Source organism: Pseudomonas sp. GL_093, from assembly GCF_057837605.1.
Map to the genome: position 1 here is coordinate 2,369,414 of NZ_CM174448.1, position 26,166 is coordinate 2,395,579.

20 protein-coding genes and 3 tRNA genes are annotated in these 26,166 nt (G+C 60.7%); all 23 read left to right on the forward strand.

Going from position 1 to position 26,166, the window contains the following annotated elements; genetic code table 11:
- Positions 1-180: 180 nt before the first annotated feature.
- The 23 genes from accD to AC3IUE_RS10880 all read left to right on the forward strand — a co-directional run bounded on the left by accD (position 181) and on the right by AC3IUE_RS10880 (position 26,161).
- A complete protein-coding gene (gene accD / locus AC3IUE_RS10770) occupies positions 181-1,101 on the forward strand; it encodes an acetyl-CoA carboxylase, carboxyltransferase subunit beta (RefSeq protein WP_056744405.1) in 921 nt (306 codons plus the stop codon).
- Complete coding sequence (gene folC, locus AC3IUE_RS10775) at positions 1,098-2,405, forward strand: bifunctional tetrahydrofolate synthase/dihydrofolate synthase (RefSeq protein ID WP_489267260.1); 1,308 nt, start codon at positions 1,098-1,100, stop codon at positions 2,403-2,405. The genes accD and folC overlap by 4 nt, the downstream gene beginning before the upstream one ends.
- The gene (locus AC3IUE_RS10780) at positions 2,389-3,048 is read left to right on the forward strand and encodes an SPOR domain-containing protein (RefSeq protein WP_489267262.1); all 660 of its coding nucleotides are present in this window, start codon (positions 2,389-2,391) and stop codon (positions 3,046-3,048) included. Before folC ends, AC3IUE_RS10780 begins: the two co-directional genes overlap by 17 nt.
- 287 nt (positions 3,049-3,335) lie before the next feature.
- A complete protein-coding gene (locus AC3IUE_RS10785; RefSeq protein WP_046047730.1) occupies positions 3,336-3,896 on the forward strand; it encodes a CvpA family protein in 561 nt (186 codons plus the stop codon).
- Positions 3,897-3,937: 41 nt separating this feature from the next.
- Positions 3,938-5,443, forward strand: coding sequence for an amidophosphoribosyltransferase (gene purF / locus AC3IUE_RS10790; protein ID WP_010456022.1), 1,506 nt, complete (start codon positions 3,938-3,940; stop codon positions 5,441-5,443).
- Positions 5,444-5,507: 64 nt separating this feature from the next.
- Positions 5,508-6,719 (forward strand): O-succinylhomoserine sulfhydrylase, encoded by a 1,212-nt coding sequence (locus tag AC3IUE_RS10795; protein ID WP_056744410.1) that lies wholly within the window; start codon positions 5,508-5,510, stop codon positions 6,717-6,719.
- A complete protein-coding gene (locus AC3IUE_RS10800; RefSeq protein ID WP_056744412.1) occupies positions 6,716-7,492 on the forward strand; it encodes an SDR family oxidoreductase in 777 nt (258 codons plus the stop codon). Before AC3IUE_RS10795 ends, AC3IUE_RS10800 begins: the two co-directional genes overlap by 4 nt.
- A 159-nt stretch (positions 7,493-7,651) precedes the next feature.
- Positions 7,652-7,727: transfer RNA gene (locus AC3IUE_RS10805), tRNA-Val, on the forward strand.
- A 55-nt stretch (positions 7,728-7,782) separates the two neighbouring features.
- Positions 7,783-7,859: transfer RNA gene (locus AC3IUE_RS10810), tRNA-Asp, on the forward strand.
- A gap of 93 nt (positions 7,860-7,952) precedes the next feature.
- A tRNA-Asp gene (locus tag AC3IUE_RS10815) sits at positions 7,953-8,029 on the forward strand.
- 394 nt (positions 8,030-8,423) lie between these two features.
- The gene (locus tag AC3IUE_RS10820) at positions 8,424-8,933 is read left to right on the forward strand and encodes a sigma-70 family RNA polymerase sigma factor (RefSeq protein WP_008145604.1); all 510 of its coding nucleotides are present in this window, start codon (positions 8,424-8,426) and stop codon (positions 8,931-8,933) included.
- Positions 8,930-9,880, forward strand: a complete 951-nt coding sequence (locus tag AC3IUE_RS10825) for a FecR domain-containing protein (RefSeq protein WP_489267266.1) — start codon at positions 8,930-8,932, stop codon at positions 9,878-9,880. Before AC3IUE_RS10820 ends, AC3IUE_RS10825 begins: the two co-directional genes overlap by 4 nt.
- A gap of 67 nt (positions 9,881-9,947) precedes the next feature.
- Positions 9,948-12,371 carry a TonB-dependent siderophore receptor gene (locus AC3IUE_RS10830; protein ID WP_489267268.1) on the forward strand — a complete coding sequence of 808 codons (2,424 nt, stop codon included), beginning with the start codon at positions 9,948-9,950 and terminating at the stop codon, positions 12,369-12,371.
- Between the two features lie 355 nt (positions 12,372-12,726).
- Positions 12,727-14,103, forward strand: coding sequence for a diaminobutyrate--2-oxoglutarate transaminase (locus AC3IUE_RS10835; protein WP_489268792.1), 1,377 nt, complete (start codon positions 12,727-12,729; stop codon positions 14,101-14,103).
- A gap of 212 nt (positions 14,104-14,315) precedes the next feature.
- Positions 14,316-16,100: an IucA/IucC family protein gene (locus tag AC3IUE_RS10840; protein ID WP_489267270.1), complete on the forward strand. Its 1,785-nt coding sequence runs from the start codon at positions 14,316-14,318 to the stop codon at positions 16,098-16,100.
- Positions 16,093-17,304: a type III PLP-dependent enzyme gene (locus tag AC3IUE_RS10845; protein WP_489267272.1), complete on the forward strand. Its 1,212-nt coding sequence runs from the start codon at positions 16,093-16,095 to the stop codon at positions 17,302-17,304. Before AC3IUE_RS10840 ends, AC3IUE_RS10845 begins: the two co-directional genes overlap by 8 nt.
- On the forward strand, positions 17,301-18,728 hold the full coding sequence (locus tag AC3IUE_RS10850) for a DHA2 family efflux MFS transporter permease subunit (RefSeq protein WP_489268794.1): 1,428 nt from the start codon (positions 17,301-17,303) through the stop codon (positions 18,726-18,728). Before AC3IUE_RS10845 ends, AC3IUE_RS10850 begins: the two co-directional genes overlap by 4 nt.
- Positions 18,729-18,747: 19 nt before the next feature.
- Positions 18,748-20,619, forward strand: a complete 1,872-nt coding sequence (locus tag AC3IUE_RS10855) for an IucA/IucC family protein (protein WP_489267274.1) — start codon at positions 18,748-18,750, stop codon at positions 20,617-20,619.
- Positions 20,613-21,386, forward strand: a complete 774-nt coding sequence (locus tag AC3IUE_RS10860; RefSeq protein ID WP_489267276.1) for an HpcH/HpaI aldolase family protein — start codon at positions 20,613-20,615, stop codon at positions 21,384-21,386. Before AC3IUE_RS10855 ends, AC3IUE_RS10860 begins: the two co-directional genes overlap by 7 nt.
- Positions 21,387-21,390: 4 nt before the next feature.
- Positions 21,391-23,238, forward strand: a complete 1,848-nt coding sequence (locus AC3IUE_RS10865; protein WP_489267278.1) for an IucA/IucC family protein — start codon at positions 21,391-21,393, stop codon at positions 23,236-23,238.
- On the forward strand, positions 23,231-24,151 hold the full coding sequence (locus tag AC3IUE_RS10870; protein ID WP_489267280.1) for an ABC transporter substrate-binding protein: 921 nt from the start codon (positions 23,231-23,233) through the stop codon (positions 24,149-24,151). Before AC3IUE_RS10865 ends, AC3IUE_RS10870 begins: the two co-directional genes overlap by 8 nt.
- Positions 24,148-25,137: a FecCD family ABC transporter permease gene (locus AC3IUE_RS10875; protein ID WP_489267282.1), complete on the forward strand. Its 990-nt coding sequence runs from the start codon at positions 24,148-24,150 to the stop codon at positions 25,135-25,137. Before AC3IUE_RS10870 ends, AC3IUE_RS10875 begins: the two co-directional genes overlap by 4 nt.
- Complete coding sequence (locus AC3IUE_RS10880) at positions 25,130-26,161, forward strand: FecCD family ABC transporter permease (RefSeq protein WP_489267284.1); 1,032 nt, start codon at positions 25,130-25,132, stop codon at positions 26,159-26,161. Before AC3IUE_RS10875 ends, AC3IUE_RS10880 begins: the two co-directional genes overlap by 8 nt.
- Positions 26,162-26,166 lie beyond the last annotated feature (5 nt).

A 26,166-nucleotide genomic window follows, 5' to 3' on the forward strand; every position in this document is an offset into this window, starting at 1 on the left:
TGACGGCTGGCACACTGCCGCCGTCCACAGGCATGGCTGAGGGTTTTTGGGGTGTACGCAGGTCACGTTTAGCTGATCCGGCAACCCATCGATCATCGCCACACACATGAATTTAGCTCAAGGGCATACGCGGGGCTGCGAACCAGAGCGTTCGGGCCGCCGGTACTGGAGAAAGAAAGCATGAGCAACTGGTTAGTAGACAAACTGATCCCTTCGATCATGCGTTCCGAGGTCAAGAAGAGCTCGGTGCCTGAAGGTCTGTGGCACAAATGCCCGTCTTGCGAGGCTGTGCTGTATCGTCCGGAGCTGGAAAAGACCCTGGACGTTTGCCCCAAGTGCAACCACCACATGCGTATCGGCGCACGCGCCCGTATCGACATCTTCCTCGACGCTGAAGGCCGTGCCGAACTGGGCGCGGACCTTGAGCCGGTTGACCGTCTGAAGTTCCGCGACGGCAAGAAGTACAAGGATCGCCTGACCGCTGCCCAGAAGCAGACCGGCGAAAAAGACGCACTGATCTCCATGAGCGGCACGTTGCTGGGCATGCCGGTTGTGGTGTCGGCGTTCGAATTCTCCTTCATGGGTGGTTCGATGGGCGCCATCGTTGGTGAGCGTTTTGTTCGCGCTGCCAACTACGCGCTGGAAAACCGTTGCCCGATGATCTGCTTCGCTGCTTCCGGTGGTGCGCGGATGCAGGAAGCCCTGATCTCCCTGATGCAAATGGCCAAGACCTCTGCGGTGCTGGCGCGTCTGCGTGAAGAAGGCATTCCGTTCATCTCCGTCTTGACCGACCCGGTCTACGGTGGTGTTTCCGCCAGTCTGGCGATGCTTGGCGACGTGATCGTCGGTGAGCCGAAAGCCCTGATCGGCTTCGCTGGCCCGCGCGTCATTGAACAAACCGTGCGTGAAAAACTGCCGGAAGGCTTCCAGCGCAGCGAATTCCTGCTGGAACACGGTGCGATCGACATGATCATTCACCGTCAGGAACTGCGTCCGCGTCTGGGCAATCTGCTGGCACAAATGATGGGCCTGCCGACGCCGAAATTCGTCGCCGCGCCAATCGAACCAATCGTGGTTCCACCGGTGCCCGCCAACATATGATCGAACGTACCCTTGGCGAGTGGCTCGCCTACCTTGAGCAGTTGCACCCTTCGGCCATCGACATGGGCCTGGAGCGCTCGCAACAGGTAGCGTCCCGCATGGGACTGGGCAAGCCGGCGCCTCGGGTGATCACGGTCACCGGCACCAACGGCAAAGGTTCTACCTGCGCATTCGTGGCTTCGTTGCTGCGGGCGCAGGGCCTGAGCGTCGGTGTCTACAATTCTCCGCACCTGCTGCGTTACAACGAGCGGGTGCAGGTCAATGGCGTCGAAGCCACTGACGCCGAGCTGTGCGAAGCCTTTGCAGCGGTCGAGGCGGGCCGTGGCGACACATCCCTGACGTACTTCGAAATGGGCACCCTGGCAGCGTTCTGGCTGTTTCAACACGCCAGTCTCGATGCAGTGGTGCTGGAAGTCGGGCTGGGCGGGCGTCTGGACACGGTCAACGTGGTCGATGCCGATATGGCGCTGGTCACCAGCATCGGTGTCGATCACGCGGATTATCTGGGTGATACCCGTGAATCCGTAGCGTTCGAAAAGGCCGGCATCTTCCGCCAGGGCGCGCCTGCGCTGTGTGGCGACCTGAATCCTCCACAACCCCTGCTGGATAAAGCGCGCGAGCTCAATTGCCCGTTTTTCCTGCGTGGGCGCGATTTCGACCTCGGCATCACCGATCACAACTGGCAATGGCGCGGTCTTGACGCACAAGGGCGTGTGGTCGAGCTGCACGATCTGCCGTTGCTCGATCTGCCAATGGAAAACGCCGCGCTGGCGTTGCAGGCTTACCTGTTGCTCGGGCTGCCTTGGGTGGATGCACAAATTATTGCTGCGCTGAAAGCCACTCGGGTGGTCGGTCGCCTCGATCGCCGTCAGTTCAACTGGCAGGGCAAGCGCCTGAACCTGTTGCTGGACGTGGGGCATAACCCGCATGCGGCCGAGTACCTGGCTCGCCGTCTGGCCAGCCGTCCACCGGTTGGCAAGCGTCTGGCGGTGTTCGGACTGTTGGCGGACAAGGATCTGGATGGTGTTGTCGGTGAATTGAATGCTAGTGTCCAGCAATGGGCTGTCGCGCCGCTGGATTCACCGCGAGCGCGCCCGGTTGCCGATTTGCACGCAGCATTGCAGAACCTTGGCGCCTCGGTAACATCCTATGACAGCGTGGCCGCCGCCCTGGATGGGCAGTGCGCGCTGGCGACGAGCGACGACGAGATTCTGTTGTTCGGATCATTTTATTGTGTCGCCGAGGCCCTTGAATGGCTGGCCCGGCGCTCCACGGAGGAAGCGGCAAATGGCATTGCTGGATAAGGCATACAAACAGCGCATGGTTGGCGCCCTGGTTCTGGTGGCGCTGGCGGTGATTTTCCTGCCGATGCTGTTTTCCCGTCAGGATGAACAGCGTCAAGTGACGGTTGAAGCCCCGGCTGCGCCACAAGCGCCTGCGGTGCCGCAAGTTCAGGTTGAACCGGTGGCAGTACCTGAGCCGCAAGCCCTGCCTCAGGAACCTGTGCCGAGTGATGATGAAATCGCTCAGCAAGAAGCACCGTCGACAGCGATTGCCCCGAGTGTGCCGGTGACGCCTGCGCCTGCCGCCAAACCGGTCGCACCAGCTCCGGCGCCGGTCAACAAACCAACGGTTGCACCTAGCCAGCCCATCACGGCTGCGCCGGGCAAGCCGGACACGACTCAAAGCCGCGTCGATGCCAATGGCCTGTCGGTCAGTTGGTCGGTGCAACTGGCCAGCCTGTCGAGCCGTGCAAGTGCAGAAAGCCTGCAGAAATCCCTGCGCAGCCAAGGCTACAACGCCTACATTCGTACTGCCGACGGCAAGAATCGGGTGTTTGTCGGACCGCTGATCGAGCGTGCAGAAGCCGATCGTCTGCGTGACTTGTTGGGTCGCCAGCAGAACCTCAAGGGTTTTGTGGTGCGTTTCCAGCCTGAGCGTGGCTAACGAATCGTCAATTGGCTCTATGTAGCAGCTGCCGAGCCCGCGAGGCTGCGTCCGGCTGCGAAGCAGTCGTAAACCCTGCTTGCACGGTGTGCCGGATAGACCGAATTGCCTGATTTTACGGCTGCTGCGCAGCCGGACGCAGGCTTCGCCAGCTGCTACAGGGGCGAGTGCAGCTTCGATAGGGGCTAAAACTATCTCCCCGATTTGAAATGCACTGACAATCGCAGCTTACCGATAGCCATGCGCTCTGCTAAAATGCGCCGCCTTATCCGTCTGTAGGCTGCACTGTGCCATTTACCTGGGTTGACTGGGCGATCGTTGCAATCGTCGCCATCTCCGCATTGATCAGTCTGAGCCGCGGCTTCGTCAAAGAAGCACTGTCGCTGGTGACCTGGATCATCGCAGGAGTCGTCGCCTGGATGTTCGGTGGTTCATTGTCCGAGTACCTCGCCGGATACATCCAGACGCCGTCGGCCCGTGTGATCACGGGCTGTGCCATCATGTTTGTCGCCACGTTAATCGTAGGCGCAATGATCAATTATCTTATCGGCGAATTGGTTCGCGTCACCGGGCTGTCCGGGACCGATCGATTCCTCGGCATGGCCTTCGGCGCCGCGCGTGGCGTGTTGCTGGTGGTCGTGGCGGTCGGGCTGTTGAGCCTGGGGCCGGTACAGCAGGACGGGTGGTGGCAAGAGTCACAGCTCGTGCCAAAATTTCTATTGGTTGCAGACTGGTCCAAAAACCTGATTCTCGGGTGGAGCAGTCAGTGGCTTGCCAGCGGTATCAGCGTACCCGCTGATATACCGTTCAAGGAGCACCTCTTGCCGATGGCCAAAATGCCTCAGTGAGTTGTGTTCAGTTCAGATCCATTAAGTAGGGGTTGCGTCGCATGTGTGGCATCGTCGGTATCGTCGGTAAGTCGAACGTCAATCAGGCGCTGTATGACGCGCTAACCGTCCTCCAGCACCGCGGCCAGGACGCTGCCGGTATCGTGACCAGCCATGATGGCCGGTTATTCCTGCGCAAGGACAATGGCCTGGTACGTGACGTGTTTCATCAACGTCACATGCAGCGCCTGGTCGGCCACATGGGTATTGGCCATGTGCGTTACCCGACCGCGGGCAGTTCGACTTCGGCCGAAGCCCAACCGTTTTACGTCAACTCGCCTTACGGCATCACCCTGGCGCACAACGGTAACCTGACCAACGTTGAACAGTTGGCCAAGGAGATTTACGAATCTGACCTGCGCCACGTCAACACCAATTCCGATTCGGAAGTGCTGCTCAACGTGTTCGCTCACGAACTGGCCCAGCGCGGCAAGTTGCAGCCAACCGAAGAAGACGTGTTCGCGGCCGTTACTGACGTGCACAACCGTTGCGTCGGTGGTTACGCGGTCGTGGCGATGGTGACCGGTTACGGCATCGTCGGTTTCCGCGACCCACACGGCATCCGTCCGATCGTCTTCGGTCAGCGTCACACCGACGAAGGCGTCGAGTACATGATCGCCTCCGAAAGCGTTTCCCTGGACGTGCTCGGTTTCACCCTGATTCGCGATTTGGCACCGGGCGAAGCGGTCTACATCACTGAAGACGGCAAGCTGCACACCCGTCAGTGTGCGACCAACCCGTCCCTGACCCCGTGCATCTTCGAACACGTCTACCTGGCGCGTCCGGACTCGATCATCGATGGCGTGTCGGTCTATAAGGCACGCCTGCGCATGGGCGAGAAACTCGCTGAGAAGATCCTGCGCGAGCGTCCAGAACACGACATCGACGTGGTCATCCCGATTCCGGACACCAGCCGCACCGCGGCCCTGGAGTTGGCGAACCACTTGGGCGTCAAGTTCCGCGAAGGTTTCGTGAAGAACCGCTACATCGGCCGGACCTTCATCATGCCGGGCCAGGCTGCACGGAAAAAATCCGTACGCCAGAAGCTCAACGCCATCGAGCTGGAGTTCCGCGGCAAAAACGTGATGCTGGTGGACGACTCCATCGTTCGCGGCACCACCTGCAAGCAGATCATCCAGATGGCCCGCGAGGCCGGCGCCAAAAACGTCTACTTCTGCTCCGCGGCACCGGCCGTTCGTTACCCGAACGTCTACGGCATCGACATGCCGAGCGCTCACGAGTTGATCGCGCACAATCGTTCGACCCAGGACGTGGCTGATCTGATCGGCGCTGACTGGTTGATCTATCAGGACTTGCCTGACTTGATCGAAGCGGTCGGTGGCGGCAAGATCAAGATCGAGAAGTTCGATTGCGCGGTGTTCGACGGCCAGTACGTCACCGGCGACGTCGACGAGGCTTACCTGAACAAGATCGAGCAGGCACGTAACGATGCCTCCAAGGTCAAGACGCAGGCAGTCAGTGCGATCATTGATCTGTATAACAACTGAGTAACTACCGGCCCTGAGGGGCCGGTTTTGTATCTACTAAAAGAGCAAGGCAAGGAGTGACAGCATGAGTCAGGATTGGGATGCCGGTCGGCTGGACAGCGACCTCGAAGGCGTAGCGTTCGACACCCTGGCCGTACGCGCCGGTCAGCACCGCACGCCGGAAGGCGAACACGGTGATCCGATGTTCTTCACTTCCAGCTACGTATTCCGTACCGCTGCCGATGCGGCGGCACGCTTTGCCGGTGAAGTGCCGGGCAACGTTTACTCTCGCTACACCAACCCGACTGTGCGCGCATTCGAAGAGCGCATTGCCGCGCTGGAAAGCGCCGAGCAAGCCGTGGCCACGGCCACCGGCATGGCCGCGATCATGGCGGTGGTGATGAGCCTGTGCAGCGCCGGCGATCACGTGCTGGTATCGCGCAGCGTATTCGGTTCGACCATCAGTCTGTTCGAGAAGTACTTCAAACGCTTCGGCATTGAAGTCGATTACGTGCCTCTGGCGGACTTGTCCGGTTGGGATGCGGCGATCAAGGCCAACACCAAACTGCTCTTCGTCGAATCGCCATCTAATCCTCTGGCCGAGCTGGTGGACATCGCCGAGTTGTCGAAAATCGCTCACGCCAAAGGCGCGATGCTGGTGGTCGACAACTGCTTCTGCACCCCTGCGTTGCAACAGCCGCTGAAGATGGGCGCGGACATCGTCGTGCACTCGGCGACCAAGTTCATCGACGGCCAGGGCCGTTGCATGGGCGGTGTTGTGGCCGGTCGCAGCGAACAGATGAAAGAAGTCGTCGGTTTCCTGCGGACTGCCGGGCCGACCCTGAGCCCGTTCAATGCCTGGATCTTCCTCAAAGGCCTGGAAACTCTGAGCCTGCGCATGAAGGCGCACTGTGCCAATGCCCAGCAACTGGCCGAATGGCTGGAGCAGCAGGAAGGCATCGAGAAAGTCCATTACGCCGGTCTCAAAAGCCATCCGCAGCACGCGTTGGCCCTGCGTCAGCAGAAAGGCTTTGGTGCGGTCGTGAGTTTCGAGGTCAAGGGCGGCAAAGAGGGCGCCTGGCGCTTTATCGATGCGACCCGTCTGATTTCCATCACCGCCAACCTCGGTGACAGCAAAACCACCATTACGCACCCAAGCACCACCTCTCACGGCCGTCTGGCGCCGCAAGAGCGTGAGGCAGCGGGCATTCGTGACAGCCTGATCCGCATCGCGGTCGGTCTGGAAGACGTGGCCGACCTGCAAGCCGATCTGGCGCGCGGGTTGGCTGCCTTGTGATCGAGTTGTCCACGCCGACCACTGGCACCAATGGCCGCGTCGCACTGGTCACGGGTGCTGCGCGGGGCATTGGTCTGGGGATCTCGGCCTGGCTGATCAGTGAAGGCTGGCAGGTGGTGCTGACTGATCTTGATCGGGTGCGCGGTTCGAAAGTGGCGAAGGTGCTCGGCGACAACGCCTGGTTCATCGCCATGGACGTCTCGAACGAAGGGCAGGTGGCGTTGGGCGTCGCCGAGGTGCTGGGGCAGTTCGGGCGTCTGGATGCGCTGGTGTGCAACGCGGCGGTTGCCGATCCGCACAACATCACCCTTGAAAGTCTTGATCTGGCGTACTGGAATCGGGTGCTGGCGGTGAATCTCAGTGGGCCGATGCTGTTGGCCAAGCACTGCGCGCCGTACCTGCGCGCTCACAGCGGTGCGATCGTCAACCTGGCCTCGACCCGCGCCGGGCAGTCAGAACCCGACACCGAGGCTTATGCGGCGAGCAAGGGCGGCCTGTTGGCCCTGACTCATGCCTTGGCGATCAGCCTCGGACCGGAAATCCGCGTCAATGCAGTCAGCCCGGGCTGGATCGATGCGCGGGATCCCTCCGCACGTCGTGCTGAACCGCTGACCGATGCCGACCATGCCCAGCATCCGGCGGGCAGGGTAGGGACGGTCGAGGACGTGGCGGCGATGGTCGCCTGGCTGTTGTCGAAGAACGCCGGTTTTGTCACGGGCCAGGAGTTCGTGGTCGATGGCGGCATGACCAAGAAGATGATTTACAGCGAGTAATTCGAGCAGGGGCCGCGACAGCGGCGGCTTGAGGTTGCAGACGGCCGTTGGCAACGCTGCGGGAAATGACATGATTTTGTCTTTTTCAGAAAAACTTCAAGCGGGGTATTGACTTAGCATCGGTACCTGCGTAAATTTCGCGGCCTCGGAGATGCAAACGGGTGATTAGCTCAGCTGGGAGAGCGTCTGCCTTACAAGCAGAATGTCGGCGGTTCGATCCCGTCATCACCCACCACTTCCGAGAGTCTTGCGAAAGCAAGATGGAAGCTTTTAAAAGCCTCCACCGACGCGCAGCGGTAGTTCAGTCGGTTAGAATACCGGCCTGTCACGCCGGGGGTCGCGGGTTCGAGTCCCGTCCGCTGCGCCATATTTTCCGAGTCAGAGTTTATTCTGGTTCGAGATTGAAAGCCTCGAAGCTTTCAGTCAGACGAGTTACTTGGACGCAAGTCCAAAGCGATACGCAGCGGTAGTTCAGTCGGTTAGAATACCGGCCTGTCACGCCGGGGGTCGCGGGTTCGAGTCCCGTCCGCTGCGCCATATCTGCCTCAAGGCCCGCTGAACGCCTTGGAGCTACGAAGAAAGCCGCTGGTAAAGCCAGTGTCTACTTCGAGTCGATAGCAAAGACCCTGGTCGAAAGACCGGGGTTTTTTGTGTCTGCGATTTGGCTTTTCTCTCCTGCTTCCCGCAACCATGGGTATTCGCATCTGCCAGCCCAATGCGGCCGTGTGTCGAATTGTTACTCCTCTCGACGATTTCCCTCAATAACGCTCAGCCCTGATCAACCGGTGGCTGCGTGGCAAAAACACCTATCTTTCATTCGCGTATTCAAATTTTTCCTGGGGGCAAAACGTATAAAGCGCTTGGTTTGAAGTATCAACACTAATTAGAATGAGTCGCATTTAAAATATTTCTTCGCGCAGGGTTCCTTTAGATGAGTGATGCAGCGATGCCGGCGGCGCAAACCTTCCACGACCTGTACCGCGACCATCGTGGCTGGCTCGAAAGCTGGTTGAGGCGGCGCATGAGCAATGGCCATGATGCGGCGGACTTGAGCCAGGATACGTTCGTGCGTTTACTCGCCAGCTCCCAGCACATCGCTGACCTGCAAGAACCCCGCGCCTATCTGGCGACGGTCGGCAAGCGACTGCTCACCAACTTCTATAAGCGCCGCAGCCTGGAGCAGGCCTACCTCAGTGCGCTGGCGCTGCTGCCTGAGGATTGCGTGCCGTCGCCCGAGCAACGTTGGTTGCTCCTGGAAACCCTGCAAGCCCTGGACGAACTGCTCGATGGATTGCCGACCGCGGTGCGACGGGCGTTTCTCTGGAGCCAGCTGGAAGGCTTGGGTTATCACGAAATTGCCGAACGCCTGCAAGTCTCGGAGCGCACGATCAAGCGCTACATGGCGCAAGCCTATGAACATTGCCTGTTGGTGGAATTGTGATCGGTTCGACCCCTTCGGCCGAAGCCCGGCAAGTCGTGCGGGCTGCCGCTCAATGGTTGGCACTCATGGAGTCAGGCGCCGCCAATGATCGCGATCGTGCCAATCTGCAACACTGGCGTGACAGCCATCCCAGTCACGAACAGGCCTGGCAGAAAGCCCAACTCTTGCGCCAACGCTTTGCCGACCTGCCGTCGGCACTGGCCATGGCCAGCCTGGATCGGCCGCAGACGAGTCGGCGCACGGTTCTCAAGCGCGCCGTCGGGGCGGTGGCGTTGGTGCCCACCGCCTGGCTGATCAGCCGGCAGCTACCGCTGGACGTCTGGCGCGCTGATCTGCGAACCGCGACCGGGGAGGGCAAAAAAGTCCAGTTGGCCGATGGCAGCTCTCTGCAATTGAGCACTGCGAGTGCCGTCGATATCGACCTGAAGAACCGCCGGCTGAGACTCGTGGAAGGCGAAATAGCGCTGAATGTGCCCGGCACCTCGCCGCTGACGATCCAGACGCACTTCGGGCAAGTGGTCGTCAGTCAGAGCGAAGTGTGCGTTCGTCAGGGGCAGACGGGGTGCAAGGTGTCAGTGCTTAAAGGTGCCGTGCAGTTGCAGCCTTTGCGCGGGCCGGTCTTTTCATTGCGCGCAGGCCAGCAAGTCAGCCTTCAGGCGATGGGTGCCGGACGCGTCGAACCTTTCGATGTGCTTGCGCCAGGCTGGCGCGACGGCGTGTTGATGGCACAGAACCAGCCCCTAGGCGATTTTCTGCGTGAACTCAGCACCTATCGCCCGGGATTGTTGCGCTGGGAACCGGAGCTCGAATCCCTGCGCGTCACCGGCAGTTTCCGTCTGGAAGACACCGATCGCATCCTCACGTTGCTGGCGGCCAGCTTGCCGCTGGAGGTGCATAGGCGAACCCGCTACTGGGTCACGTTGCTGCCGCGCAAAAATAGTGTTTGAGGTGTGTCCCCTTTTTTCGCGTCGCTTGTCATTCAAGGCAAGTGAAACGAAATCAGAGAGATTCTCAATGCCCGTTGTGATGCCCTGCAGTACGCGTCTGGGTTCTTCCAGGCTGCGCCCGTTGTTGCACTTGAGTCTGTTGTTGAGCCTGAGTGCCTGTCCGTTGTTCATCACTGCCGGTTGGGCCGAAGACGCGCCTCGACGCAGTTACCAGGTGCCGGCAGGAAGCCTCAGCGCAGCGCTGACCCGTTTCGCCGGGCTGGCCGGGGTCAACCTGTCAGTGGACCCGGCACTGGTGGGCAGTCGCACCAGCCCTGGACTTTCCGGCGAATACGCGGTCGAGGAGGGCTTTGCCCGACTGTTGCAGGGTTCCGGTCTGCAACTGCAGCCGGTGGGCGAAGAGGCGTACATCCTGACCCCGGTGCCAGAAGGCAGCAGCCTGCAACTGGGCGCCACCTCGATTGTCGGTGCCACTGACTCGGAGCACGGCGATCCGTATGTCGGCGGCCAGGTCGCGCGTCGCGGGTCGCAAGGCTTGCTGGGCTCGAAAGACTTTATGGAAACGCCGTTCAGCATGACCACCTACACCAGTGAGGTGGTCAAAAATCAGCAGGCGCGTACCTTGGGCGACCTGATCGCCAACGATCCTTCGGTTCGCGCCACCAACCCGGCGGGTGGGCGCTATGAGCAGTTCACCATTCGAGGGTTGAGCCTGTTCAACAGTGATGTTTCTTACAACGGCCTCTACGGCGTCCTGCCGACCTACACGATCGACATGGAGATGGCCGACCGCGTCGACGTCCTCAAAGGCCCTAGTCAGCTCATCAACGGCATCTCGCCGCGGGGCAGCGTGGGTGGCGGGATCAACGTGGTACCCAAGCGCGCGACCGACAAGCCCATCACTTCATTCACCGGTAGTTACGCTTCCGACAGCCAGGTCGGCGGTGCCGTGGATGTCGGCCGGCGCTTTGGTGAAGACAACAAGTTCGGTCTTCGTTTCAACGGCGTGAAGCAGTCCGGCGATACCGAATGGGATCACCAGAATGTCGACCGCGAGATGGCCGTGCTGGGCCTGGATTTCCGCGGTGAACGCCTGCGGCTCTCGACGGACATCGGGCGCACTGAACGTGATACCGACGCACCGCAGGAGCGCGTACAGGTTGGCCCTAACGCTCAGGTTCCGCATGCCAGCGATGTGCGCCGCAACTATGCGCAGCCCTGGAGCAAGGCGAGTACCAACGACACGTTCGGCACGGTGAACGCTGAATACGATGTCAACGATTCCGTCATGTTGTACGGCGGCGTGGGCGCGCGCAAAAGTAACCATGACTTCCTCCGTCATGCCGTTTCGGTCATCAACGACGCCGGTAATTTCAGCGTTCAACCGCGTGACTTCACCCGTGATGAAAATGTCCGGACGGCCACAGCGGGTGTGCGCAACTGGTTCCATACCGGCCCGGTAAGCCATGAAGTCAACCTGGCCGCCAGCTATTACTACATGGACTTTGAAAACGGCGGCGCCCGTTATGCCTCGGCCAACAGCAACATCTATAACCCTGTGGTAACACCAACGCCGGTCAGGCCCACGCGACAGGATTCGGAGGTCTATACCGAGAACCGTTCCACCGGTGTGGCGTTGTCCGACACCCTGGGTTTCTTCGATGACCGGCTGCTGCTGACCCTCGGCGCCCGCTGGCAGCGCGTGAAGGTTGACGACTGGACCGATAACGTCAGAGGCGACACCGGCTACGACGAGGAAAAGGTCTCGCCATCGGGCGGCATCCTGTTCAAGGCCACCGATAAGCTGTCGCTGTATGCCAACTACATGGAAGGCCTGAGCCAGGGCAAGATCGCACCGTCGACTTCGGTGAACGAGGACGAGATCTTCCCGCCGTTCATCAGCCGCCAGGTCGAGGTCGGTGCCAAGTATGACGCCGGTGCGTTCGCCGTCACCGCCGCCGTGTTCCGGATCAAGCAGCCGGCTTACGAGACCAATGCCACGACGCGCGTCTTCGGCCCGAACGGCAAGCGTGAGAACACCGGTGTGGAACTGAGTGTGTTCGGTGAACCGCTCGATGGTTTCCGTCTGCTCGGCGGTGTCATGTACATCGACAGCGAGTTGAAGGACACCACCAATGGCACCTTCGACGGCAACCGGGCGCCGGCCACGCCGAAATACAACGTCAACCTGGGCGCCGAGTGGGACGTGCCGACTGTACAGGGCCTGACCCTGACCAGCCGCGGCATTTACTCCAGCTCGCAGTACCTGGACCAGTCCAACAACAAGGAAATCGACTCCTGGGAGCGTTTCGACGTGGGCGCACGCTACGCGTTCAAGGTCGACGAAACGAACGTCACTGTGCGTGCCAATGTCGAGAACGTGGCGGACAAGCGCTACTGGAGTTCGGCCGGGGCCTCGGATGACAGCGAGCCTGGCTTGACGCTGTCGACCCCGCGCACTTACCTCCTTTCGGCGACCGTCGACTTCTGATTCACCCGTGTCATGCGCCCCCGGGAGCGGGGCGCCATCGTTGGACCATGACCTGATTCATATAGAGAAAGGACATATGCACACCATCAGTTAATGAACAATCAAGACACTTGCGTATAAGTCGCTATCTGTCGTTAGCCTATACCGAAGTTGTCAGTTGCATTAAAAGATCATGGCTAGATCATGGCACTTCCGGAATATATACCAGGTTTATTAACTTGGTTTTTTGCGTGCCTGATTATTTTTAAAGTAGTTCAAATCGCTCTATGTAAATTTCCAAATAGGTTGTAAGAATTAGTTGCAACAACTTGGTAATGAGAATAAGTTGCATATCGAATTTAACGAGGGTGAAGCGATGTTGAATGATGGCGTATTGCACTCTAATCCTTTGCAAAAAACCAATGCCGACTATTTGGCTCGACAAAGCAAGTTCGAATCTAATGTACGCAGTTATCCACGCAAGTTGCCGCTGGCCATCGCCAAGGCGCACGGGCTCTGGGTGACCGATGTCGAGGGTAATACTTACCTCGACTGTCTGGCCGGCGCCGGTACTTTGGCCCTGGGGCACAATCATCCGGCCGTCATGGCCAGCCTCGACGGCTTCCTCGCCTCAGGCCTGCCGATGCACACTCTGGACCTGACCACCGCGGTCAAGGACGCTTTCAGCGAAACCTTGCTCAGCCTGTTGCCGAACCAGGGCCGTGATTACTGCCTGCAATTTTGCGGGCCGTCCGGGGCGGATGCAGTGGAGGCCGCGCTGAAACTGGCCAAGACCTACACCGGGCGCAACAACATCATCAGTTTCTCCGGGGCCTACCATGGCATGACCCACGGCGCCCTGGCCCTGACCGGCAACACCGCGCCGAAAAATGCCATCGCCAGCCTGATGCCCGGGGTGCAGTTCATGCCGTACCCCCACGAATACCGTTGCCCGCTGGGCATTGGCGGCGAGGCGGGGGTCGAGGCCTTGACCCACTATTTCACCCAGTTCATCGAAGACGTCGAAAGCGGTGTGTCACTGCCGGCGGCGGTGATCCTTGAAGCGGTGCAGGGTGAGGGCGGGGTCAACTGTGCCCCGGCGAGCTGGCTGCGGGCGATCCGCGAGGTGACGCGCAAGCACGGCATCCTGCTGATTCTCGACGAAGTGCAGACCGGTTTCGGTCGCACCGGCAAGATGTTTGCCTTCGAACACGCCGACATCGAGCCGGACCTGATCGTCATGTCCAAAGCGGTCGGTGGCGGTTTGCCCATGGCGGTGCTGGGCATCCGTCGTGAGTTCGACGCCTGGGAGCCAGGCAACCACGCCGGCACCTTCCGCGGCAACCAGATGGCCATGGCCGCCGGGCTGGCTACGCTGCAGGTACTGCAACAGCAAAACCTCGCCGCCCAGGCCGAGCGTCGTGGCCAGTGGCTCAAGGACCGACTGGTCGAGTTGCAGGCGCATTATCCGGCCCTTGGCCAGGTGCGCGGTCGCGGTCTGATGCTGGGCATCGAGATCGTCGACGAGCGCCAGCCGGCGGATCGTCACGGACATTTCCCGATGGACCCGGCGCTGGCCGTGGCCATCCAGCAACAGTGCTTCAAACAAGGCCTGTTGCTGGAACGCGGCGGGCGTAAGGGCAATGTCATCCGCTTGTTGCCACCCTTGATTATCGACGATGAACAATGCCAGCAAGTCATCCAGCGTTTTGATAACGCGATGGCTGCCGCTTTATTACAGTTGCGCCCTTGAATGAATCAATCGAAGTTGCGTTAGCAGTCCGCTGAATTGCAGTTTGATGACGGTACTGCAAGTAACTTTGATGGTCGACTGATTGTTTAAAAAGGTTCAGTGAAGTGATGTCGTTACGTGGGGTTTCGTCGGCCGTTAAACAGGTCGATCAGCAACTAATTTTTTCGCCATATAACGTGTCCAGTGGCCTCGCGGGCTACTGTGGAGCACCCATGAATCATCCAGATCGCAGTGTTTTATCGAATATGGTCAGTGAGTTGGCGACGACGCGTGCGTTGCTTAATTGTTTGATCAAAGAGTTCGCCTTGCCGGAAAACTGCCTCAGTTACAGTTGGCCGACGCAGATGCAAGGTATCGCCCCGGGCAGTTACCTCGAGGGTCTGGAATGGAAGGGCATTCCCCTGACCATCAGCCTGCCCAACCAGCAGCAATTCTTTGTGATGGTGGACCGCCGTGATGGTCTGGGCAGTCACCGTTACCTGTCGGACGTTTATGCCCGGCGTGGCGAGGGCGACTGGTCGTGCCTGAGGTTTGCCGAGTTCGTCGAGCAGTTGCTCGCGGCGTGCGAACACATGACCCGCGCCAGCAACGACGAGTTGCTGGATCAGGTGTTGCAAAGCCAGTTGCTGACCGCGGCCATCGTCGGCCACAACATGGACGGCCAGCACCCGGCACCGCTCAGCGGTTACCTCGCCAGCGAGCAGGGCTTGTGGTTCGGTCATCCGAATCACCCGGCACCCAAGGCGCGCCTGTGGCCAGCTCATCTGGCCCAGGAAACCTATGCCCCGGAATTCCAGGCCCGCACGCCATTGCACTTGTTCGAGGTGCCGCTGGAAGGATTGAACGTCGGGGCCAACGGCCTGAGCAAAGCCCAGGTGCTGGCCGGTTTTGCCGATCAAGCGCAGGCGCGGCCAGGGCACGCCGTTATCTGCATGCACCCGGTTCAGGCGCAGCTGTTCATGCAGGATGGTCGGGTTCAGCGTTTGTTGAAATCCGCGGCCATCGTCGACCTTGGCGCCACAGGGCTGATGGCCAACCCCACGGCGTCCATCCGAACCTGGTACATCGAGGGCCATGAGTTCTTCATCAAGGGCTCGCTGAACGTGCGCATCACCAACTGCGTCAGGAAAAACGCCTGGTACGAATTGGAAAGCGCGCTGATGATCGACCGAGTCTTTCGTAACCTCCAACTGACCCGGCCGGAAACCCTTGGCGGGCTCTCGGTGGTGGCCGAGCCGGGCAATCTGAGCTGGGCGCCGCAACAGGCCAACGAAGCCGATAACCACTGGTTCCGCGAACAGACCGGGGCGATCCTGCGGGAGAACTTCTGCCTCGACACCGGCACCGACTGCAGCATCATGGCCGGTACGTTGTTCGCTCGTGGCCTGCATTTACCGCCGTTGGTGCATGAGTTCCTGAGCCGGTTCAACGGCAATGACATCGACGATCAAACGCTGTTGAGCTGGTTCGACGACTATCAGGCGCTGCTGCTGCGGCCGGTGCTGGCGCTGTTCTTCAATCACGGCATCGTGATGGAACCGCACTTGCAGAACAGCGTGCTGGTGCATGATAACGGTCGTCCACAACGCTTGCTGCTGCGGGATTTCGAAGGGGTCAAACTGACTGACGAACTGGGTGCTTCCCGGATCGATGCAGACGCTCATCCACGGGTGCGTGAGTCGCTGCTCTATTCCCGCCAGCAAGGCTGGAATCGCATCGTCTATTGCCTATTCGTCAACAACTTGTCCGAGGCGGTACTGGCCCTGAGTTGGGAGCGTCCGCACCTGGCGCCGCTGATGTGGCAACGGGTGGAGCAACAGTTGATCAGCATCCGCGCCGAATTGACCCGCGCTGCGCCGGAGCTGGACGCACTGATCGCCGGTCAACCGATTGCCTGCAAAACCAACCTGAAAGTCCGTCTGGCAGCCAAGGCAGATCGCCAGGCCAGCTATGTCAGTCTGGTGTCCCCGTGGGGCAAGGAGGCCAAGCATGGGTAAGCTGCCCGCAGCGGTTTTGGCCGCGATCGACGACGCCCGCACACAACACGAAGATCCGCTGGCGCTGTTCATCTACGACCTGGACGCGCTGAAACAGCACGTGACGCAGGTGATGGCGGCCCTCCCCGAAGGCGTAGAGCTTTACTACGCGATCAAGGCCAACAGTGAACCGCAGATCCTCTCCACCGTCGCGCCGTTGGTGCACGGGTTCGAGATTTCCTCCGGCGGCGAGATCGATCGTCTCCAGGCCTGCCCGACGCGCAAGCCATTCATCTTCTCTGGCCCAGGAAAACTGGACTCCGATCTGCGTTCGGCGCTGCAACATCAGGTCGAAGCGATTCACATCGAAAGCCTGAATGAAATCGTCCGCCTGCAACGGCTGGCACTGGAAGCGGGGCACGTGCAAGACGTCTTGCTGCGGATCAACCCCGAACTGCCGTCGCCGCTCTCGAGCAAACTGGCGATGGCCGGCACGGCCACACCGTTCGGGATCGATGAGTCGGAACTGGCTCAGGCGGTGAGTTGGGTCGATAACGCCAGCCACCTGCGGCTCAAGGGCTTCCATGTGCATGCGATGTCCCATCAGTCGCTGGTGGAGCGCCATGAACAATTGCTCGATCTGTACCTGCAGCGCTGGCCGCAATGGAAAGCGTTGTCGGCCGATCCCGCGGCGATCACTCACCTCAATGTGGGCGGTGGCATCGGCGTTAATTACCTCGGGCCTCAGCAGTTCGACTGGCAGCGCTTGTGTACGCATTTGGGGCAGAGCCTTGCAGCCTGTGCCGATGCGCCCATCGTGCGCTTTGAACCCGGTCGTTTCATCAGCGCCTTCTGCGGCTATTACGCGATTGAAGTGCTGGACAAGAAAACCAGTCACGGCAAGCACTTCCTGGTCTGTCGGGGCGGCACCCATCAGTTCCGTTTGCCGGTTGCCCAGGGGCATGATCACCCGATCATTCATTTGCCCCGGCATCGCGTAACGCCAACGGCGCCACAACAGGAGTGGACCGTCGTGGGACAGCTCTGCACGCCCAAGGATGTGCTGAGCCGCGATTACCCGCTCACGGACGTGGTGATCGGCGACATGCTGGTGCTGCCGCTGGCGGGTGCCTATGGCTACAACATCTCCCATGCCGACTTCCTCTGCCATCCGCGACCGCCGCAGGTGTTTGTGCAACAGGCCGGAGTCAACCTGTGGGACTGACGTTTGCCGTTCCGCGCTGGTTGGTGGTGGTCAATGTGTTGTTGGGCACGCTGACGGTCAGCCTGAACAACAGCTCGCTGAATCCGGCGTTGCCGGCGTTCATGGAGGCCTTCGATATCGGTCCGCTGCTGGCCACCTGGATTGTGGCCGCGTTCATGGTGAGCATGGGCATGACCATGCCACTCACCAGTTTTCTCAGCCAGCGGATGGGGCGCAAATCCCTGTATTTGTGGGGCGTGGCGTTGTTTGTCTGCGGTTCACTGTTGGGTGCGCTGGCCAACTCCATCGCGCTGGTGATTACCGCGCGCGTGGTGCAAGGCATCGCCAGCGGACTGATGATTCCGCTGTCGCTGGCGATCATCTTTTCGGTGTACGCCAAGGGCGAGCGGGGCAGGGTCACCGGCCTGTGGGGCGCGGCGGTCATGCTGGCGCCGGCATTGGGGCCCTTGTGCGGGAGCCTGATGCTGGAGTGGTTCAGTTGGCGCTCGCTGTTCCTGATGAATGTACCGATTGGCCTGCTGGCGCTGATTCTTGGCGTCGGCGTGCTGCCGGCTTCTGAAGCATCGGAACGCAAACCTTTCGACCTGGCGGGTTACCTGTTGATCGCGACGGGCATCGGTCTGCTAATGATCGCCGTTGGCCGCCTGCGTCACGCCGAAGCCCTCACTGATCCGCTCAACCTCGGCATGCTGCTGGCGGCGATCCTGTGTCTGGTGGCGTTCGTGCGACTGGAACTGAACCGGACTTCGCCGCTGCTCAACCTGCGAATCTTTGCCCTGCGCGGTTATCGCTTGAGCGTGATCATCGCCGTGGTGCAGTCGGTCGGTATGTTCGAATGCCTGGTCCTGCTGCCGCTGCTGGTGCAAGTGGTGATGGGCTACAGCGCTATCTGGACCGGCCTGTCGCTGCTCTGCACGGCGCTGTTCGCCAGCCTGTTCGGGCATCTCGGCGGCCAGTGGCTGGACCGTCACGGCCCGCGTGGCGTGGTGCTCTGGGGGCTGCTGCTGACCGGGGGCGCCACGCTGGGATTGGGCGTGCTGGGGGCTGGCGCTTCAATCGGTGTGGTGTTTTTTCTGATGATGGTCCGCGGCGCCGGGCTGGGCCTGTCCTATATCCCCATCACCACTGCCGGGCTCGATGCGCTGCCTGAACCGATGGTCACTCAGGGCGCGGCGATGAACAACATTTCCCGTCGTCTCGTCTCGTCACTGGCCATCGTGATTGCTTCCCTGTGGCTGGAATTCCGCCTGACTGCCGAGACCGGGGGCGGGGTGGTTTCGATGGCCAGCTCGGGGGCGATCAGCGAGGTCTTCATGGCCACCGGCATCCTCATCCTGCTGGCATTGCCCTGTGCCTGGCGTTTTCCCGTTCACGCATCCGACGAGCCGGCCGAGGCACTGCCCTCAGCCCTCGAACACCGTTAATTCTTTCACGGACAAGGTTATGACTATGGCGACTTCTTCACAGGCAACACATCAGGCTGCGGACTCTGCGCCAGGCGTCTGGCTGGCGACGGCCGATCCCCGCCACTATCAGCAAGTGGAACAGCGCGTGGTGGGCCAGCTGCTGCAAACGCTGCTGTATGAAAACGTCCTGCCGTATCGCCATTCGCCCCTCGATGGCGGCCAGTACCGTTTTGTCGTCAGCGGCATCGATGCGCAGCAACAACCGGTGGAGTACCACTGCAGCGGATTGCTCAGCGAAAGCTTCGAGCTGATCCGCCTCGACTATGCCAGTCTCGAACGCGTAAATGCGTTGGGCGCACGCAGCCGGCCGCACCTTCATCAAGCATTGGCGGAGCTGCTCAGCGAACTTCAGGACAGCCCGCACCTGCCACGCTTCACCCATGAGCTTGAACAAACGATGCTCAAGGATCTGCAATCGCGCAGCCAGGGTTATCAAGCCGCCCAGCCAAGCCATCAACTGGATGTCGATGCGCTGGAACAGCACTTCATGGACGCCCACAGCTATCACCCTTGCTACAAATCGCGCATCGGTTTCTCGCTCAAGGACAACGCCAGCTACGGGCCGGAATTTGCCGCGCCCATCGCGATTGTCTGGCTGGCCGTGGCCAAATCCTGTGGGGCGATGAACATCTCGCGGCACCTGGATTACGACGGATTTATCCAGCAGGAATTCGGACTTCAGCGCTGGCAGCAGCTGGCTGAAAGCCTCACCGACCAAGGCAAGGCGATGGGCGATTACTGGCTGATGCCGGTGCACCCGTGGCAGTGGGAAAACATCATCGTTCCTGTGTTCTATCCAGAACTGGTCAGCGGTGAGGTGATCTATCTGGGCACAACGGATGACCGTTATCAGGCGCAACAGTCGATCCGCACCCTGGCCAACGTCACTGAGAAAAAGCGGCCTTACGTCAAGCTCGCACTGAGCATGACCAATACCTCCAGCACGCGAATTTTGGCCCGGCACACGGTGATGAACGGCCCGATCATCACCGACTGGTTGCAGCAGTTGATCGGCAGCGACAGCACCGCCCGCGACCTTGGCTTTGTGATTCTCGGTGAGGTAGTTGGCGTCAGTTTTGACTACGATCACCTGCCCATCACGCGGATGTCCCAGGCCTACGGCACGATGGGCACCCTGTGGCGCGAGAGCATTCACCAGTACCTGCAAGACGACGAGCAAGCGGTGCCGTTCAATGGTTTGAGTTCCGTGGACAATCGCTACGGCAGCGGTGAACAGAAGCCGTTTATCGATGCCTGGATCAAGCAATACGGCCTGCACGCCTGGACCCGCCAACTGCTGCAGGTGGCGGTGTCGCCGATCATTCACATGCTGTACGCCGAAGGCATCGGCATGGAATCCCATGGGCAGAACATCGTCCTGATCGTGAAGCAGGGCTGGCCGCAACGTATCGCCCTGAAAGACTTCCACGACGGCGTGCGCTATTCACCGCAACACCTGGGGCGCCCTGATCTGTGCCCGACCCTGGTGCCGCTGCCCGCCAGCCACGCCAAGCTCAATCGCAATTCGTTCATCCTCACCGACGACCTGGATGCGGTCCGGGATTTTTCCTGTGATTCGTTCTTTTTCATCGCCCTGGCCGAGATGGCGATCTTCCTGCATCAGCACTATCAGCTGGAAGAAGCCTTGTTCTGGCAGATGACTGCCGAGGTGATCACCGCTTACCAGGCCGAGCATCCGCAACATCGTCCGCGTTATGCAGCGTTTGATGTCTTCGCGCCGTTCTATGAAGTGGAAGAGCTGACCAAGCGCCGCCTGCTGGGCGACGGTGAACGTCGTTTCAAATCGGTTCCCAATCCGCTGCACGCGTTCCGGCCGCAATCATGCTGAGGACCAATCTGCTTAAGCAGAAGCTCAGAACAGGTGAGCCGGTCTACGGGCTGATCAGCTCGATTCCGTCGCCAGCGGCCATCGAGCTGATTGCCGAGGCGGGTTTTGATTTTGTGATCATCGATATGGAACACGTGCTGATCAATCCCGAGACCGTGGAGAACATGATCCGCACCGCCGAGAGTTACGCGCTGACCCCGCTGGTGCGGGTGGCGGACCTCAACCCGAAAACCCTGCTGCGCCTGCTCGATGGCGGCGCCCAGGGCATTGTGTTGCCGATGATCGAAGGCCCCGAGCCCTTGGCCGAAAGCATTCGAGCCTGCAAATACCACCCGCAGGGCACCCGCAGCCTGAATGCCGGTCGCCCCGGCGCCTTTGGCAAACACAGCCTGGCGGAGTACGTCGCGCTGGCCAACGAGCAAATCATGGTCGTGGCGATGATCGAGAGTGCCGAAGGTGTGCGGCGGACGGCGGAAATTGCCGCCGTGCCCGGCCTCGACATGATCCTCGAAGGGGCCGCCGACTTGTCGCAATCGATGGGCATGCCCTGGCAGATCGACCGGCCCGAGGTGCAGCAAGCGCTGCTCTCCAGTTGGCAGGCAGTCAGCGCCGCGGGTGTGCCGTATTGCGCGATTCCACGTCAGCCGGGCGACCACGAACGGTGGTTGAGCCGGGGCGTAAAAAGCTTTGTTTTGGGTGACGAGCGTGGCATCGCTTTTCGTGCCCTCCAGGCCAAATTGGCCGCCACTTCAGCAGAAGGAAAATAATCGGATGAACTTCACCACAATGGCCGCCGACAAGGTGATGCAGGATCTGGTCGATTGTTTACTGGCCGAACATTTTTTCGGTACCGAGCCGCTGAACCTGGTGGCGCCATCGTCATCGGCCGATCAACCGTTTACCGGGTTGAGCGCCGAACAACGGATCTGGGAATGGCCCAGCGATCCCCAAGGTTGCATCGTCATTGCCCTGCGTCCCGGCATTACCCAGCAATGGGAAAAAGTACCGGGCACGCCGGTATGGGCGCGACAGAATGACCAGCTGATTGCGCTGTCACCCGAGGCCTTCACGACCCAGGTGTTGGCAGGAATGACCGATCGCTACCCGGACAATGAAAAAGGCTTCGCCCTGTTTCTGGATGTGCTGCGCACCAGCGTTCGGCAAACCGAGTTGTCCCTGGCCCATCGGGTCGACAGCGAACGTTTGCTGGAAAAGAGCAACGCGGACTTCTTCCTGGCGATGGAGCAGTGGGCTTCGCTGCGTGATCGTCCCTACCACCCGCTGGCCAAAGCCAAACAGGGTTTGGACGATGCGGAATATCAGCAGTATCAGGCGGAATTTGCCCGTCCGGTGGCGCTTAATTGGGTCGCGGTCGACCGCACGTTGCTGCAATGCGGCGACGGCGTGACGGACTTGGCGCAGAGTTATCCCGCTCAATACCTGTTGCCGCCGCTGCTGCAAGCCAGCTTGCAACAAGAGCTGCAGCAGCGGGGCATTGCCCAGAGCCACATCGCGTTGCCGGTTCACCCGTGGCAGTTCGAACACGTGCTGGAGGCGCAACTCGGCGACGCGTTCGCCAAGGGTGATTGCCATCGACTGGACTTCACCGACGGTGATTTCTTCGCCACCTCGTCATTGCGCTCGATGACGCCGTGCTTCAACAGCGCCGATTACCTCAAGTTGCCGATGGCGATCTATTCGCTGGGTGCTTCGCGTTATCTGCCCGCAGTAAAAATGATCAACGGCGGCTTGAGTGAAGCGCTGTTGCGCCAGGCGCTCGGCAAAGATCAAACCCTACAACAGTCCCTGCACCTATGCGACGAAACCAAATGGTGGGCGTTCATGCCACCGGACGCCACGCTGTTCGACGAAGCGCCGCGTCACCTGTCGGCCATGGTGCGCGGCTATCCGCCCGCGCTGCTCGAAGACCCGGACACCCGACTGGTGCCCATGGCTGCGTTGGGCACACCGCTGCCGGGCAGCAATCAGCACTTCTTCGATGACTGGATGGGCTACCGCCAACTGCCGACCAATGCCGCGTCGGTGATGACGCTGTTCCGCGAGTTGTGCCACAGCTTCTTCGATATCAACCTGCGGATGTTCCGCATCGGCATGCTCGGTGAAATTCACGGGCAGAACGCGGTGCTGGTGTGGAAGGCCGGTTACGCGCAGGGCTTGCTGTTGCGCGATCACGATTCGTTGCGCATTTTCGTGCCGTGGCTGGAACGCAACGGTCTGGCCGACCCGGCTTACCGGTTGAAGAAGGGGCACGCCAACACGCTGTACCACGAGCGTCCTGAGGACCTGCTGTTCTGGTTGCAGACCCTGGGCATTCAGGTCAACCTCCGCGCCATCATCGATACGCTGGCTGAGGTCTACGCATTGCCGGCGACCGGGTTGTGGAAGGCGATGGGCGAGGTGCTCAACGAGTTGATCGACACCATCGAGTTTGACGCCGAGGCGCGGATCATGATCAAGCACCAGTTGTTCGAAGCGCCGCACTGGCCGCAGAAATTGCTGCTCACCCCGATGATCGAACGCGCGGGTGGCCCTGGCAGCATGCCGTTTGGCAAAGGGCAGGTGGTCAACCCGTTTCACAGGCTCGATCGTAATGCCTGAACCCCGACGTGAACCTTCCAGGCGCACGCTGTTGCGCCTGTCCCTGGGGGCGCTCGCCCTCAGGTTTTCCGCGCCGGCGTGGGCCGCGGCCGACACCGCGCCGTTGCGGGTGGTCACCCTGTTTCAGGGCGCCACCGACTGCGCCGTGGTGTTGGGCATTACCCCGTGTGGCGTGGTCGATTCCTGGAGCGAAAAACCGACCTATCGCTATTTGCGCACGGCACTGGACCAGGTGCCCCATGTCGGGCTGGAGACCCAGCCCAGCCTTGAAGACATCGCGCTGCTCAAACCGGACTTGATCGTTGCCTCACGCTTTCGCCATGAGCGCATTGCACCGTTACTCAAGCAGATCGCCCCGGTGCTGATGTTGGAGGAAGTGTTTGAATTCAAAAAGACTCTGATGCTGATGGGCGCTGCATTACACCAGCAACAGAGGGCCGACGAGATTCTGAACCGATGGCAGCAACGCGTGGCGCAGCTGTGTCAGCAATTGCGGCAGACATTTGCCGGACGCTGGCCACCGACGGTGTCGATTCTGGACATCCGCGAAGACCACATCCGCAGTTACCTGCCGGCGAGTTTTCCGGGCTCGGTGCTCACCGAGCTGGGATTCAACTGGAGTGACAGCAGTCGGGAGGCGAGCGGGGTATCGATCAAACTCACCAGCAAGGAAAGCCTTGCCGTGGTGAATGCCGACATCTTTTTTGTGTTCCTGCGCGCGCAGAACGCGGCGGTGCAGCGCAACTACGAGAGCCTGGTGCAACACCCGCTGTGGAAGCAGATGCGTGCCCCGCAGCAAGGACAGGTGTGGCAGGTCGATGGCGTCGCGTGGAGTCTGTCGGGCGGGATGTTGGGGGCCAACCTGATGCTCGACGACGTGGCCCGCGTGGCCGCCGCGCAGGTGGCCTCATGAGCCCGGGAGTAAAGCTGTGCAGCGCGGGTGTCGTGTTGCTGCTGTGCTGCGTGTTGAGCCTGGCGGTCGGTGCGACCTGGATTCCACTGCCACAGATAGTCGCGGCGTTTGTCGATCCCGACCCGTTGAGCATCAATCATGTGCTGGTGACCACCACGCGCCTGTCGCGGACCCTGATGGCGATTTCCGTAGGCGCCAGTCTGGCGGTCGCGGGCGCACTGATGCAGGCACTGACGCGCAATCCACTGGCGTCCCCCGGATTGTTCGGGATCAACGCCGGTGCGACTTTTTTTATCATCCTGTTTTCCTCGATCTTCTCGCTGTCATCCCCGGATGCCTGGTTATGGTCGGCGTTCATTGGCGCGGCCGTGGCGGGTTGTCTGGTGTGGCTGATCGGCAATATGGGGCAAGGCAGTCTCAGTCCGCTGCGTATTGTGTTGGCGGGCGCGGCGATCGCCGCGTTGTTCTCCGCCTTCAGCCAGGCGCTGCTGGTGGTGAATCAGGATGGCTTGGACACGGTGCTGTTCTGGATGGCCGGTTCACTGACCGAACGCAGCCTGTCGACCGCTGCGCCGTTGTTGCTGTGCGGTGTACTCGGGGTGTCGGGGGCGCTGTTGCTGGCCGGGCAGCTCAATGTGCTGAACGCCGGGGAAGAAATTGCTACGGGGCTGGGGCAGCGAACCGGCCTGATCCGGCTGCTGATGAGCGTGCTGGTGATCTGTCTCGCAGGCAGCGCGGTGGCGTTGGCTGGCAGCATTGGTTTCATCGGTCTTCTGGTGCCGCACATGGTGCGCAAGGGGTTGTCCATCGACCATCGCTGGTTGCTGCCCGGTTGTGCGCTGCTCGGTGCGATTCTCCTGCTGTTGGCGGATACGCTGTCGCGGGTTTTGATCCTGCCTCAGGAGGTGCCGGTGGGGGTGATGACGGCGCTGTTCGGCGCGCCGTTTTTCATTATGTTGGCCCGGCGTGGAGGTCGTTATGGATAAGGCGGTGACCTGGCGCCGGGGCGGGTATTCCCGGCAGGTGAACCTTTCCACGTGGCTGCGGTTGGCGGCGGCGCTGGTGCTGACGGTGCTGGTGATGCTCGGCTCGTTGTCGCTGGGGAAGGTCATCCTTTCGCCCCTCGAGGTGATGCGAATTCTGTTTTCCAGCCAGGACCCCAGCCTGACGTTGATCGTCGAACAACTGCGTTTTCCACGCATTGTGCTGGCGGCACTGGTGGGGGCTGCGTTGTCGGTGTCCGGGCTGATCCTGCAAAGCATCATCCGCAACCCGCTGGCATCGCCGGACCTGCTGGGCATCACCAGCGGTGCCAGCGCCGCCGCCGTGCTTTACCTGTCGTTCCTGTCCGCGACGCTGGGGCAACAATTTTTGCCCCTGGCCGCGATGCTCGGTGCGGCTCTGGCAACATTGGCCATTTACCTGCTGGCCTGGAAGCAGGGGACCTCACCGCTGCGACTGGTGCTGATCGGCGTGGGCGTCTCGGCGATGTTGACGGCCGCGACCACCTTCATTCTGGTTTTCAGCCCGCTGACCACCACGCTGTCGGCCTATGTTTGGCTGACCGGCAGCGTGTACGGCGCCAGTTGGCCCGAACCGCTGGCGCTTGGGAGCTGGTTGTTGGGCATTTGTCCGCTGCTGGTGCTGCTGGCCCGTCAGGTGATGGTGCAACAGCTGGATGACAACCTGGCCCAGGGCATCGGCGTGCGCGTGCAATGGCTGCGGGCCGGTTTGTTGCTGGTGAGTGTGGCGTTGGCCGGTGCGGCCATTGCCTGGGGTGGGGCGATCGCGTTTGTCGGGCTGATCGCGCCGCATATTGCCAAACGCCTGGTGGCACCTGGTTTCGCTGGCCAGGCCGTAATGGCGGCCCTGATTGGCGCAAACCTGGTGATGCTGGCGGACCTGGTCGGGCGCACGCTGTTTTTGCCCCTGGATTTGCCGGCCGGGATCTTTGTCGCGGTGCTGGGCACACCCTTTTTTCTCTATTTATTGATTAAACAGCGTCATTAAGGAAT